Origin of the sequence: Streptomyces sp. NPDC089915 (assembly GCF_040684675.1) — a bacterium.
Classification (GTDB): Bacteria; Actinomycetota; Actinomycetes; order Streptomycetales; family Streptomycetaceae; genus Streptomyces.
Window position 1 is genome coordinate 1 of the sequence record NZ_JBFBGN010000168.1, and the last position, 12,909, is coordinate 12,909.

Annotated in this window: 13 protein-coding genes and 1 other RNA gene; 5 read left to right on the plus strand and 9 right to left on the minus strand. The window is 72.0% G+C overall.

All coding sequences use genetic code 11. The annotated features are described in order from the left end of the window. On the plus strand, positions 1-482 hold a 482-nt coding region (locus tag AB0O29_RS30995), incomplete at its 5' end, for an SH3 domain-containing protein (RefSeq protein ID WP_365158209.1). 112 nt (positions 483-594) lie between these two features. On the opposite strand, the gene AB0O29_RS31000 is transcribed toward AB0O29_RS30995, so the two are convergent. After that, complete coding sequence (locus AB0O29_RS31000) at positions 595-1,146, minus strand: GNAT family protein (RefSeq protein WP_365158212.1); 552 nt, start codon at positions 1,144-1,146, stop codon at positions 595-597. A gap of 218 nt (positions 1,147-1,364) precedes the next feature. Here AB0O29_RS31000 and AB0O29_RS31005 point away from each other — a divergent pair, with 218 nt between their 5' ends. Further along, a complete protein-coding gene (locus AB0O29_RS31005; RefSeq protein WP_365158215.1) occupies positions 1,365-1,595 on the plus strand; it encodes an antitoxin in 231 nt (76 codons plus the stop codon). 5 nt (positions 1,596-1,600) lie between these two features. Continuing rightward, positions 1,601-2,023: a type II toxin-antitoxin system VapC family toxin gene (locus AB0O29_RS31010; protein WP_365158238.1), complete on the plus strand. Its 423-nt coding sequence runs from the start codon at positions 1,601-1,603 to the stop codon at positions 2,021-2,023. A gap of 121 nt (positions 2,024-2,144) precedes the next feature. Here the strand turns inward: AB0O29_RS31010 and ssrA are convergent. The 5 genes from ssrA to ftsE all read right to left on the minus strand — a co-directional run bounded on the left by ssrA (position 2,145) and on the right by ftsE (position 6,064). After that, positions 2,145-2,533: a transfer-messenger RNA gene (gene ssrA / locus AB0O29_RS31015) on the minus strand. Positions 2,534-2,617: 84 nt separating this feature from the next. Beyond that, positions 2,618-3,103: an SsrA-binding protein SmpB gene (gene smpB, locus AB0O29_RS31020; RefSeq protein WP_365158218.1), complete on the minus strand. Its 486-nt coding sequence runs from the start codon at positions 3,101-3,103 to the stop codon at positions 2,618-2,620. Between the two features lie 18 nt (positions 3,104-3,121). Then, positions 3,122-4,303, minus strand: coding sequence for a S41 family peptidase (locus AB0O29_RS31025; RefSeq protein ID WP_365158221.1), 1,182 nt, complete (start codon positions 4,301-4,303; stop codon positions 3,122-3,124). 67 nt (positions 4,304-4,370) lie between these two features. Continuing rightward, complete coding sequence (gene ftsX, locus AB0O29_RS31030) at positions 4,371-5,357, minus strand: permease-like cell division protein FtsX (protein WP_365158224.1); 987 nt, start codon at positions 5,355-5,357, stop codon at positions 4,371-4,373. Between the two features lie 17 nt (positions 5,358-5,374). Next, entirely contained in the window at positions 5,375-6,064 is a 690-nt protein-coding gene (ftsE, locus tag AB0O29_RS31035; RefSeq protein ID WP_042810247.1) for a cell division ATP-binding protein FtsE, read from the minus strand. A 228-nt stretch (positions 6,065-6,292) separates the two neighbouring features. Here ftsE and AB0O29_RS31040 point away from each other — a divergent pair, with 228 nt between their 5' ends. Beyond that, positions 6,293-6,481 carry a hypothetical protein gene (locus tag AB0O29_RS31040; RefSeq protein ID WP_344155544.1) on the plus strand — a complete coding sequence of 63 codons (189 nt, stop codon included), beginning with the start codon at positions 6,293-6,295 and terminating at the stop codon, positions 6,479-6,481. Positions 6,482-6,571: 90 nt separating this feature from the next. On the opposite strand, the gene prfB is transcribed toward AB0O29_RS31040, so the two are convergent. Continuing rightward, positions 6,572-7,684: a peptide chain release factor 2 gene (gene prfB, locus AB0O29_RS31045; RefSeq protein WP_365158228.1), complete on the minus strand. Its 1,113-nt coding sequence runs from the start codon at positions 7,682-7,684 to the stop codon at positions 6,572-6,574. A gap of 319 nt (positions 7,685-8,003) precedes the next feature. On the opposite strand from prfB, the gene AB0O29_RS31050 reads away from it, so the two are divergent. Next, the gene (locus tag AB0O29_RS31050) at positions 8,004-9,035 is read left to right on the plus strand and encodes a 2-oxoglutarate and iron-dependent oxygenase domain-containing protein (protein WP_365158231.1); all 1,032 of its coding nucleotides are present in this window, start codon (positions 8,004-8,006) and stop codon (positions 9,033-9,035) included. A gap of 73 nt (positions 9,036-9,108) precedes the next feature. Here the strand turns inward: AB0O29_RS31050 and AB0O29_RS31055 are convergent, their stop codons facing one another. Together AB0O29_RS31055 and AB0O29_RS31060 are read right to left on the minus strand one after the other, a co-directional pair. After that, positions 9,109-10,383, minus strand: a complete 1,275-nt coding sequence (locus AB0O29_RS31055) for a serine/threonine-protein kinase (RefSeq protein WP_365158233.1) — start codon at positions 10,381-10,383, stop codon at positions 9,109-9,111. 237 nt (positions 10,384-10,620) lie between these two features. After that, positions 10,621-12,390 (minus strand): serine/threonine-protein kinase, encoded by a 1,770-nt coding sequence (locus AB0O29_RS31060; protein ID WP_365158236.1) that lies wholly within the window; start codon positions 12,388-12,390, stop codon positions 10,621-10,623. Between the last annotated feature and the right edge of the window lie 519 nt (positions 12,391-12,909).

The following is a 12,909-nucleotide window of genomic DNA, read 5'->3' on the forward strand; positions in this document are numbered from 1 at the left end:
GCCCGGCCGGCCCGCAGGGTCCCGAGGGCCCGCGCGGCCCGAAGGGCTACCCGGGCGAGCAGGGCCCGAAGGGCGACCGGGGTCCGGGCGGCCCGCAGGGCCCGAAGGGCGACCGCGGACCCAAGGGCGACAAGGGCGACAAGGGCAAGCCCGGCGACTGCAAGTGCGGCAGCCACCACGGCGGCAAGGACCACGGCGGCAAGGGCGGCCACCACGGCAAGGGCGACAAGGGCGACCACGGCAAGGGCGGCCCGAAGGCCCGTATCGTCACCGGCGGCCAGGGCCTCGGCATCCGCTCCGGCCCCGGCACGGGCTACGCGAAGACCGGCAAGGTCGCGAACGACACCGTCGTGGCGCTCCAGTGCAAGGTCGACGGCGAACAGGTCGGCGACAACGCGATCTGGTACAAGCTCGCCGACGGCCGCGGCTGGATCGCCGCCCGCTACGCCCTGAACCTCAACAAGGTCCCGTACTGCTCCTAACCCCCCTACCCCCGCCGGCCCCGCCGCCCGCACCAGCGGCGGGGCCCGGCGGGCCGCACACGACGAGGGCCCCGCGGCCGGCCGGCCGCGGGGCCCCCGCCCGTTCCGCCCCTCAGACGAGCCCGGCGGCCCACTCCTCGCGCAGCATCCCGAAGAGCACGCGGTCATGGCGCTCGCCCGCCACCAGCACGGCCGCCCGCAACCGCCCCTCCTCACGGAAGCCGAGCCCCGAGAAGGCCCGTACGGCACGCTCGTTGCCGCTCCAGGTGTCCAGTTCCAGCCGGTGCAGCCCGTACGCCCCGAACAGGTGGTCCACCAGCAGCCGCGTCGCGTCCCGGCCGTGGCCGCGGCCCCAGAACTCCCGCTCGCCGATGGTGACGCCCAGCGTGGCCACCCCGAGGTAGGGGTCGAGGTCGCGGTAGTCGGCCATGCCGATGACCCGCCCGCTCTCCAGGTCCTCGACCGTGAACACGGCCGACTCCCTCGGCACCAGCCGCAGCATCCGCTCGAACCCGAGCCCGACCGCCTCGGCGGTGACCGGCCCGAAGCAGGGATCACCGGCCGAGGCCAGGCGCACCACCTCCGGGTCGTTGCGCCACCGCAGGTGGTGCTCGGCGTCCTCGGCGCGCAGCGCGCGCAGTCTCACCAGGTTTCCTTCGAACATCGCGCCACCCTAAACGATCAACGAGACGCCTTGGTGCTCCCGGCGAGAGCACGGGGAGCATCACCCGACAGGGCCCCTGGCATGCGGAAGGGCCGCCCACCGGGATGGTGGGCGGCCCTCGTGCGGAAGCCACCGGCCGTAAACAGGAACAGCACAGGTGAGCCGCGACCCCCTATCCGGCGACTGCAAAGTGACTGCATTGACGATAAAATGGAGTCATGACCGCATTCACGATCCGGGAAGTCCCCGACGACATTGCCCGCCGTATAAAGGTCCGCGCCGCCGAGGCCGGACAGTCCCTTCAGAGCTACCTGCTCGACCTCGTCACCAGAGACGCCACGCAGCCCACGCTCGGCGAAATGGCCGACCGCGCCGAGCGCTACGCCACGGAGGACATCGACATCCAGGACGTCCTCGACGTCATCGACGCAGGCAGGGCGGGCCGTTGATCGTCGTGGACTCCTCCGCCCTGGTCCTGTTCCTCACGGACAGGGGCTCCCTTGGCGCCGCCGCCCGCCGGCGCATCGGCGAGGAAGACACTCTCGCCGCTCCCCACCTCCTGGACACGGAGGTCGTGTCCGCCCTCCTGGGCATGGCCCGCGGCGCCAAAATCGACCCCACGAGCCTCGACGAGCACTTCAAGACCTACCAAGGGCTGCGCGTACACCGGCACGAGACGGGCCCGCTGGTCCCCCGGATCCGAAAGCTGTACGCCAACCTCTCCGCCTACGACGCCACATACGTCGCGCTCGCAGAGGCACTGGGCGTCCCCCTGCTGACGGCGGACGCTCGCATCAAACGAGGCGTTCAGAAGCCGCGTTGCGGGATCGAGGTCATCACCGCCGGCGGTACCCAGCCCCCACACCCAGGCACCTGACGCACCACCTCACCCGTCACACTCCCCGGAAGGGTGGTGCTCCCGTCATGCTCCCACATGACGAAGACCCCCCAACCTCGCGAAGTTTTCGCAGGTCAGGGGGCCTTCGCCCACATGGGATGAGTGGAGATGGCGGGAATCGAACCCGCGTCCAACGGTGCAGAAGCAGGGCTTCTCCGAGCGCAGTCCGCTGCGATTTTCTCGGCCCCGGAGATCACACGGACAAGTCTCCGACGGGCTCAGTCACTGTTTGGTTTCCCTCCAACCCCCGTGACCGGGGCTAGAGGTTTAGATCCCTAGTTGACGCCAGGATCCGGACCGGGACCACTTCCGGGCTGACGCTCCTCACAGAGGCTTCAGCTCACTGTTATTAGGCAGCGAGGGTGAAGCGGGAGTTATCGCTCTTGGAGTTGGCGATTATTTTTTGCGACATGTGGTTAGCGAGATCATTGCCGCTTCCTCGGCTCGCTTCCCCTGCATCGACATCCGCTGTCGAAACCGATCATCCCCATGTTGTTTTTTCAAGCTGCGCCGCCCCCTGGGGGGTGGTGCTGACGCCATGGTACGCGAAGTGGACCACCGCGTGCCAGGAGATTAAACCGTGCCCCGCTGCTTGCGGCGGATCGACGAGATCGTGCGCTGGGTCTCGCGCGTGTCCTGCTTCTCGCGCAGGGTCTGGCGCTTGTCGTACTCCTTCTTGCCGCGCGCCAGCGCGATCTCGACCTTGGCGCGGCCGTCCTTGAAGTACAGGGACAGCGGGACGACCGTGTGGCCCGACTCGTCCGCCTTGCGCTCCAGCTTGTCGATCTCCTCGCGGTGCATGAGGAGCTTGCGCTTGCGGCGGGCGCTGTGGTTGGTCCAGGTGCCCTGGCTGTACTCCGGGACGTGGACGTTGTACATCCACACCTCGCCGCTCTCGACCGACACGAAGCCGTCCACCAGCGAGGCCCGGCCCTGGCGCAGGGACTTGACCTCGGTGCCCGTGAGCACGATGCCGCACTCGTAGGTGTCGATGATCGCGTAGTCGTGCCGCGCCTTCTTGTTCTGGGCGATCAGCTTGCGCCCTTTTTCCTTAGCCATAGTGCGGTCATTTTCGCACTACGACCCCACCCCGAGGCCACCCAATACCGTGCGCGCCCGCTCCTCGGCCCCGTCGCCGGCGGCCAGGTCCGGGGTGATGCCCCCGCCGTCGAGGCTGCGGCCCGCCGGGGTGCGGTAGGTGCCCACCGTCAGCTCCGCCACCGCGCCGCCCGGGAGCGGGGTGGGCATCTGCACGGAGCCCTTGCCGAAGGTGCGGGTGCCCACCGTCACCGCGCGGCCGCGGTCCTGGAGGGCGCCGGTGACCAGCTCGGCGGCGCTCATCGTGCCGCCGTCCACGAGGGCCACCAGGGGGCGGCCGGTGTCCCCGCCGGGGGCCGCGTACAGGGCGCGCTCGGAGCCGCGTACGTCGTACGTCGCCACGAGCCCGCCGTCCAGGAAGGCGGAGGCCGCCGCGACCGCCTCGGTGACCAGCCCGCCCGGGTTGCCGCGCAGGTCCAGCATCACCCCGGCGCCCGGCGGGGCCTCCCGCACGGCCTCCCTGACGCGCTCGCCCGAGCCCCGGGTGAAGGAGGCCACCTTGATCACGGTGATGCCGCCCGCGAGGCGGCGTACGGTCACCGGGTCGGCGCGCAGCTGCTCGCGCCGGACGGTCTCGCTGAGGGGGGCGCCGTCCCGGCTGAGGCCGAGGACCACCGGGGTGCCGGCCTCGCCGCGCAGCCGGGCCACCACGTCGGCGACGGGCAGGCCGCTGACCTCGCGCCCGTCGACGCTCAGCAGCCGGTCGCCGGCGCGCAGACCGGCCCGGGCGGCGGGGCTGTCGGGCTGGACCCGGTCGACCTCGATGCGGCCGTCGCCGCGCCGGCCGGCCCAGAGCCCGACGCCGGTCCAGCGGCCGTCGAGGTCCTCGGCGAAGGCGGCGTACTCGCCCTGGTCGTAGACGGTGCCCCAGCGGTCGCCGCTGCGGCTGACCACCTCCTGGGCGGCCTTCTTGCCGGACTTCCCCTCGGCGACGGCCTCGGCGGCGGCCCGCTCGACGGCCTCCCGGTCGGCGGTCCCCGGCGCGGGGACGCCCGGCTCCGGCTCCCCCGCACTCGCGAGCACGGCGGCCGGCCCGCCCTCGGGCCCGCCCCAGCACCCGGTGGCCGCCGCGGCCCCCACGGAGACGGCGAACAGCAGCGTTAAGAAGGCCCCGCGACGCAGGTCACGGGGCCGGAGACAGAGAGCGGGCAGACCCGGCATGCGGCCGAGTCTAGGACAAGCCCCGCTGCCGCAAGCGGCGTTGGCCGCAGCCGGCAGGGGGCGCTCGTCACACCTTGAGGTACTTGCGCAGGGCCACGAAGGCCGCCAGGGAGGGCATCAGGAGGCCGATGACCAGGACCAGGGGGAGTTTGGTGAGGACCGCGTCCCAGCCGATGAAGTTGATCAGCTGGAGCTTGTCGCGGAGTGCGATGCCGTGGTCGATCACGAAGTACTGGCCGGCGCCGAGCATCCCGCAGGCGAAGCCGGCGCCGATGAGGCCGGCGACGGCCGCCTCCATGATGAACGGGACCTGGATGTAGAAGCCGGAGGCGCCGACCAGGCGCATGATGCCGGTCTCCCGCCGACGGCTGAACGCCGAGACGCGCACCGTGTTGACGATCAGCAGCAGCGCCACGATCAGCATGATCATCATGATGCCGAGGGCGGCCCAGTTGAGGGTGCCCAGCAGGGCGAAGAGGTTGTCGAGTTCCTGGGACTGGTCCTGCACCGACTGCACCCCGTCGCGGCCGACGAAGGCGGAGGTGATGACGTCGTACTTCTCCGGGTTCTTCAGCTTGACCCGGAAGGAGTCGGGCATCTGGTCGGGGGTGACGACCGAGGCCAGGGCGGTGTGCCCGAAGCGCTCCTTGTAGTGCTTGTAGGCCTCGTCCGAGGACTCATACATGACGTTCTGGACGAGGTCCATCTTCTTGAGCTCGCGCTCGATGCCCTGCTTCTGCTCGGGCGTGATCGCCCCCTTGGAGCAGGGCTTGCCGTTCCCGGCGGCGGGCGCGGCGGCCGCGCCCGGGGCTCCGGCCGCCGCCGGGGCGTTGCCCGCGGCGGCGTCGATGGCGTCGTTCTTGGTGCAGAGGTAGACGGTGACGTTGACCTTGTCGTACCAGTACCCCTTCATGGCGCTGACCTGGTCCCGCATCAGCAGGGAGCCCCCGAAGAGGGCCAGCGACAGGGCCACGGAGATGATGACCGCGAAGGTCATGGTGAGATTGCGGCGGAGGCCGACGCCGATCTCCGACATGACGAACTGGGCGCGCATGGCGTCTCAGAGACCTTTCAGTGCTGGTAGCCGTAGACGCCGCGCGACTGGTCGCGTACGAGTCGGCCCTGTTCGAGTTCGATGACGCGCTTGCGCATCTGGTCCACGATCTGCTGATCGTGCGTGGCCATGATGACGGTCGTGCCGGTCCGGTTGATCCGGTCCAGCAGCTTCATGATCCCGACGGAGGTCTGCGGGTCGAGGTTGCCCGTGGGCTCGTCGGCGATCAGCAGGGCGGGACGGTTGACGAAGGCGCGGGCGATGGCCACGCGCTGCTGCTCACCGCCGGAGAGCTCGCCCGGCATCCGCCCCTCCTTGCCGCCGAGGCCGACCAGCTCCAGCACCTGCGGGACGGCCTTGCGGATCTCGCCGCGCGGTTTGCCGATGACCTCCTGGGCGAAGGCGACGTTCTCGGCCACGGTCTTGTTGGGCAGGAGGCGGAAGTCCTGGAAGACGGTCCCCAGCTGGCGCCGCATGTGCGGGACCTTCCAGTTGGAGAGCTTCGCGAGGTCCTTGCCCAGGACGTGCACCTGCCCGTGGCTCGCCCGTTCCTCGCGCAGGACCAGCCGCAGGAAGGTGGACTTGCCGGAGCCGGAGGAGCCGACCAGGAAGACGAACTCGCCCTTGGCGATGTCGAGGGAGACATCTCTGAGTGCGGGCCGGGTTTGCTTCGGGTAGGACTTGGAGACGTTGTCGAATCGGATCACGGGTGCACCACGGTCGCCGGGAGTAGGTGTGCGTGACCATACGCGAACGGGCGCGAGGTGGGGACCCGGCATTCGGAGTTGCCCGATTTATCCCCGGCTCCCGGGGGAGCCGGACCGCTCTTGTCCGGACGGGCCGCGCCGAATGCCGAAGGAGCTGGCACAGTGGTAGGGGGAACGGACTCGGTCCCCTTGCCGTTAAGCGTCATGAGGGGACGAGAGGAGGAGCGCATGACATATGACCGGCTCGTGTGCGCGAACTGCGCCGCGCCCGTCAGCCAGGGCCGCTGCCCGGTGTGCCGGGCGAACCGGGAGCGCCTCCAGCAGGAGGGCCCCTTCGCAGGGCTGAATCCGATGGCGCTCATCGCGCTCATGGTGGTGCTGGTGGCCGCGCTGGCACTGGTGGCCCGGACCGCGTAGCCGCGCCGCGTCCCGATCAGAGGCCAAGAGAGAAGGGCCCGGACACCGTGGGTGTCCGGGCCCTTCCTCGCCGTGTGCGGTCAGCCGCGCTTACGCGGTCTGCTGCTCCTGCTGCTTGCGCCAGCGGATACCGGCCTCCAGGAAGCCGTCGATCTCGCCGTCGAGGACCGCCTGCGGGTTGCCGACCTCGAACTCCGTCCGCAGGTCCTTGACCATCTGGTACGGGTGCAGGACGTAGGAGCGCATCTGGTTGCCCCAGGAGCTGCCGCCGTCCTTGAGGGCGTCCATCTTGTCCTTCTCCTCCTGGCGGCGCCGCTCGAGCAGCTTGGCCTGGAGGACGTTCATCGCGCTGGCCTTGTTCTGGATCTGCGAGCGCTCGTTCTGGCAGGAGACCACGATGCCGGTCGGCAGGTGCGTGATGCGCACGGCCGAGTCGGTCGTGTTGACGCCCTGGCCGCCGGGGCCGGAGGCGCGGTACACGTCGACGCGCAGCTCGGCCTCGTCGATCTCGACGTGGTCGCTGGTCTCGACGACCGGGAGGACCTCGACGCCGGCGAAGGAGGTCTGGCGGCGGCCCTGGTTGTCGAAGGGCGAGATGCGCACGAGGCGGTGCGTGCCCTGCTCGACGGAGAGGGTGCCGTAGGCGTACGGGGCCTTGACGACGAAGGTGGTCGACTTGATGCCGGCCTCTTCCGCGTACGAGGTCTCGTAGATCTCCGTGGCGTAGCCGTGGCGCTCGGCCCAGCGCAGGTACATGCGCTGGAGGCGCTCGGCGAAGTCGGAGGCGTCGACGCCGCCGGCCTCGGCGCGGATGTTGACCAGGGCCTCGCGCTCGGCGTACTCGCCGGAGAGCAGGGTCCGGACCTCCATCTCGTCCAGCGCCTTGCGGACGGACACCAGCTCGGCCTCGGCCTCGGCGAGGGTGTCCGCGTCGTCCATCTCCTGCGCGAGCTCGAAGAGCACCGCGAGGTCGTCGATGCGGCCGCGGAGGGTCTCGGTCTTGCGGACCTCGGCCTGGAGGTGCGAAAGCTTGCTCGTGATCTTCTGGGCGGCGTCCGGGTCGTCCCACAGGGACGGCGCGGCGGCCTGCTCCTCGAGCACGGCGATTTCTGCCCTCAGCTTGTCGAGGTCCAGGACGGCCTCGATCGACCCCATGGTCGAGGAGAGGGACTTCAGCTCTTCGGAAACATCGACGACTGCCACGGGTCCAGCGTAGCCGGTCCCCGGACGGCCATCTCCGGCCAGGCCGGATCAACGGCTTCGGAGGAGGGTGGGTACGGGCGTACGCTCACCGTATGACCGTTCTACTCGTGAAGCGCCGCCATGTGGACCACATGCGTGTCACCACCACGAGCTGTCTGCCGCCGGACCTCGCACAAGCCTGATCAACCCCGATCCGACTTCGGTCCTGTACGCGGTCACGTCCGCCCGGCGCCATCCCTGCCGGCGGCCCGTTCCACGTTGCCCGCCGCCCCGCCATCTCTGGGGCACAGGACCCCGTGACATCCGAAACGGAGCCGTCATGCCGTCCGCGCACCCCTCCTCCTCTTCCTCGACGTCCACCACCTCCCCGTCCCTCGCCGTGATCGACCTCTCGCGGGCCGACGACCCCGCCGAGCGGGACGACTTCCTCCAGCAGCTGCACGCCGCCGCCCGCGACACCGGCTTCCTGTACCTGACCGGGCACGGGATAACCGAGGCCGAGACCGCCCGCATCCTGGAGCTGACCAGGGCCTTCTTCGCGCTCCCGGAGGCCGACCGGCTGGCCGTGAGCAATCTGAACTCCCCGCACTTCCGCGGCTACACCCGCATCGGGCACGAGCTGACCGGCGGGGCCTCGGACTGGCGGGACCAGCTGGACGTGGGCGCGGAGCGGCCCGCGCCGCGGGTGGGCCCGGGCGACCCGGCGTACCTGTGGCTGGAGGGCCCGAACCAGTGGCCGGCCTCGCTGCCGGAGCTGCGGGAGGCGGTGCTGGGGTGGCAGGAGCGGCTGGCGGCGGTGGCGCACCGGCTGCTGCGGGAGCTGCTGACGGCGATCGGCGCCCCGCCGGACTTCTTCGACGCGGCCTTCGCGGACCGGCCCCACCTGCACACGAAGCTGATCCGCTACCCCGGGTCGGCCCCGTCGGGCGCGGACCAGGGGGTCGGCGCGCACAAGGACTACGGCTTCCTGACCCTGCTGCTGCAGGACGGGGTGGGCGGGCTCCAGGTCGTCCGGGACGGCGGCTTCGTGGACATCCCGCCGATGCCGGGGGCGTTCGTGGTGAACCTGGGCGAGCTGCTGGAGATCGCCACGGAGGGGTACCTCGTGGCCACCGACCACCGGGTGGTCAGCCCGCCGGGGGCGGTGGAGCGGTACTCGGTGCCGTTCTTCTACAACCCGCGGCTGGACGCGGTGGTCGAGACCGTGCCCGGGAAGTACCTGGAGTCCGCGCCGGGGGTCGCGCACGACGCGTCGAACCCGCTGCACGCGGAGTACGGCCGCAACGAGCTCAAGGGCTGGGTCCGCGCCCACCCCGCCGTGGCGCGGCGCTGGCACCCGTCGCTGGTCTAGGCACCCGGGGGCGCCGCGCCTCGAACTCCGGCGGGGCTGTGAACAGCCCCGCCGGCGCGGCGGGCGTCGGGGGCTACCGGCGGGCCGGGGTCGAGTGGGACGGGCCGGCCGGCGGCGGGGCCTCGTCCTCGCCGGAGGCGGCCAGCCAGCTGCCCACCCCCACCGCGGCGGCCAGCGCCAGCGCGGACGCCGAGAGCACCAGCCGCCGCTTGCGCACCGCCTCCGCCCGGTGCCGGGCGGTGCCCGGCCGGTGTCCGCCGGCCGGGCGCGGGACGCGCGCGGTGCCGAGCGCCCCGCCCGCGAGCTCGTCCGGCGTCGGCACCCGCATGGAGGTGTGCGTATCGCGGTTGGAGTCCGTCGCGGACCCCGGGACCAGCGGCACGACCCCCCGCCGCCGCACCGGATCCGCGGCGGCCGACTCCTCCGGGGCGGACGGGTCCTCGTGCTCCTGCCCCTCCGCGTCGTCCGGCTCGTCCACGTCCAGCGGGGGCATCCCGGCCAGCAGCGGCAGCAGCTCCCGCAGCCGTACGGACAGCTCGGAGGCCCGCAGCCGCGAGGCCGGCGCCTTCGCCAGGCACTGGACGATCAGCTGCCACAGCTCCTCGGGGATCCCCGGCAGCGGGACCACCGTCTCGGTCACGTGCCGGCGCAGCACCGCCCCCGGGTGTCCCCCGCCGAAGGGGGTGAATCCGGCCAGCAGCTCGTAGAGCACCGTGGCCAGGGCGTATATGTCGACGGCCGCCCGCGGGGGCAGGCCCTCCACTATCTCGGGGGCCAGGTAGTCGGGCGTCCCGATGATCCGCGTCGCGGGCGCCGCCGTCCGCGCGCCGGGCGGCGCGGGGGCGCGGCGGGGGTGGTCGATGAGCTTGGCCACGCCGAAGTCGGTCAGCAGCGCGGGGTGCGCGCCGCCGGGGCCGAGGGGGCCCTGCATGTCGAGCAGGACGTTCTCGGGCTTCACGTCCCGGTGCACGACGCCCGCCGCGTGCGCGGCGGCGAGCGCGTCCGCGACGTCCGCGACGATGGCCACGGCCGCCTCGGGGGCGAGCCGCCGTTCGCGGTCGAGGCGCGTGCGCAGGTCCGTCCCGCGGACGAGGTCCATGACGAGGGCGAGGTCGTTGCCGTCGACCACCAGGTCGCGGACGGTGACGATGTGCGGGTGCTCCAGGCCGAGCAGCGCGCTGCGCTCCTGGACGAAGCGTCCGACCAGTTCCTGGTCGGAGGCGAGGTCCTCGCGCAGCAGTTTGACGGCGACGGGCCCGTCCGGCCCCTCGCCCAGCCACACCGTGCCCGCGCTGCCCCGCCCCACGATCTGGTGCGCTGTGTACCGGCTGCCGATCTTCCGTGCCACGACTGCTCCCTCAGCGGCTGGCGTAACGTGCCAAAGCTACGCGGCCGAACGGGGGCCCGGCGCTCCGGATCGCGGTGACCTTCACTTCTGCGGGCGAAATCACGTCCTGGATGTCGACAAATCAACGAAGTCGGCGCTACGGAGGGCCGAAAGGGCCCTCCGCGGCACCGACTTCGTAGGTCGCGCGGGGCTGCCGGGACGGGCGCCGGGACGGCTGTCGGGACGACTGCCGGGGCGTCAGGAACCGGTGCCGCCGCCGTTCGCCTTGTCGCCGATCGAGCCGACGAAGTCGACGATGTCGCTGCCCCAGCTCCACACCTGGTCCCACCAGCCCTTGCCGGTGCCGATCCACTCCTGGAGCGGGGTCAGTTCCCAGATCAGCCAGCCGCCCACGAAGAGCAGCAGGATCAGCACGAGGCAGCCCTTGAGGCAGCCGAGGCCGGGGATGCGGACCGGGTTGGCGCTGCGGCGGCGCGGCTCACGCGGCGGACGGGGCTCGCGCGGGGGCTGCTGCTGCCGGGGCGGGCGCTGCTGCTGCGGCTGCTGCTGCACCGGCGGCTGCGGCTGCGGCTGCTGCCGGTAGGGCTGCTGCTGGGGCGGCGGCGGGGGCTGGTAGGCCTGCGGCTGCTGGTACTGCTGGGGCTGCGCGTACTGGGGCGGCTGCTGGTACTGCTGCTGCGGCGGAGGAGCCGGGCGGTACTGCGGCTGCTGGTGAGGCTGAGGCTGCTGGTGAGGCTGGTGCTGCGGGGGCGGCGGGGCCTGGCGCTGCGGGCGGCGGCGCAGGGGGTCCTCGCTCGGGTCGAGGTAGTGCATCTGCGTCTGCTCGTTGCGGTCCCGCGCGGCCGCCATCTGCGACTGCCACGGGTGCGGGGCGTCGGGCCGCTGCACCGGGGGCAGGACGGAGGTCGGGTCGGGGGCGCCGCCCTGGCCGCCGGCGACGGGCGGCAGCACGGTGGTGGCGTCCGCCCCGTCGACCGGGGGCAGCACGCTGGTCATGGCGTTCGGGTCGTAGTCCCCGGCCGCGCCCACGGGCGTCGCCTGGGTCGGCGCGGTGCTCCCGGGGAACTGCGGGGCGGCGGCCGGGACCGGCGCCGGCGAGGGGTCGGGGGCGAGCAGCGCGCCGACGCCGAGCGCGGCCTCGACCTCGTCGGGCGAGGAGTGCACGCGGATGCCGGCGGCGACCACGCGCAGGCCGCGGGCCAGGCTCTCGGCGCTCGGCCGCTCGTCGGGCTCCTTGCGCAGGCAGCGCTCGATGACGATCCACAGCGCCTCGGGCACGGACGAGGGCCGCTGCGGGTCCTCGCTGAGGTGGCGGTGGAGCACTTCGAGCGCGGTGCCGCCGGCGAAGGGCGGGCGGCCGGTGAGCAGCTCGTACAGCAGGATGCCGGCGCCGTAGATGTCGACGGCGGAGGTCTGCGGGCGGCCCTCGGCGGACTCGGGGGCGACGTAGGCGGGGGTGCCGACGAACTCGTGGGTGCGGGTGAGGCCCGGGGAGTCGGCGAGGCGGGCGATGCCGAAGTCGGTGAGCATCGGCTTCATCTGCCCGTTGCTCTCGTCGAGCAGGACGTTGGCCGGCTTCAGGTCGCGGTGGACGACGCCGTCGGCGTGGCTGGCGGCGAGGGCGTCGGCGATCTGGGCGGTCAGCAGGGCCGCGGCGACGGGGCTGAAGGGGCCGTTCTGCCGGATGTACTTGTGCAGGTCCGGGCCGTCGATCAGGTCCATGACGAGGGCGAGGAGGTCGCCCTCGACCACGAGGTCGCGGGTGCGGACGATGTTGGGGTGCGTCAGGCGCAGCAGGACGGAGCGCTCGCGCAGGAAGCGCATGACGATGTCCGCGTCCTGGGCCAGCTCCTCCTTGAGGACCTTGATGGCCACGGTCTCGCCGGGCTGGCCGGCGACGGCGGCCTCCGCGCCGGCGGTCTCCCGCTGGCGGGCACGCCAGACGGTGCCCGTGGCGCCGCGTCCGAGCGGCTCCTCGAGCAGGTACTTGCTGCCGACTGGCCGCACGTCTCGCGCTCCCCTGCTGTCGTCCTGCTGTCGATTTCCGGCTGATTCCGCCGAGTGGGTTTCCGGATGGGGTCCGGAGGGTTTTCCGGCCCAACTCTAGGGGGTGTCTCCGTGGAGGACGCGGGCCGACGGAGGTTGGTTGCCGCACATTTGTACGAAGAGTGAGTTTTGGGGCGTATGCCGGAGGCCCTTTTCCCCGGAATTGCCGCGACATTCGCTCGACCGGGTGGCCGGATCCGTACGGTGAGCGGAGGGCGGTCGCGGCAATCAAGATCATTTACTGTCGGGTGCCGGGCGTGTCGCGGGCGACAGGTGCGAGGATGCACCCGTACGGAACGGCGGGGACGGGAGCCCCGCCTTCCGGCAGACCTGAACGGACGAAGCGTCCGTGCCGGGCGGGGGGTTGACCGGGCAGACATGTCCCGCCGCTCCCCCGCCGGGCGCCCCGCACCGCGCACTGCGCTCCGCGCAGAAGGGACCGCTGACGGCGATGCAGATCCGGCTGACCGTCCTCGGGTC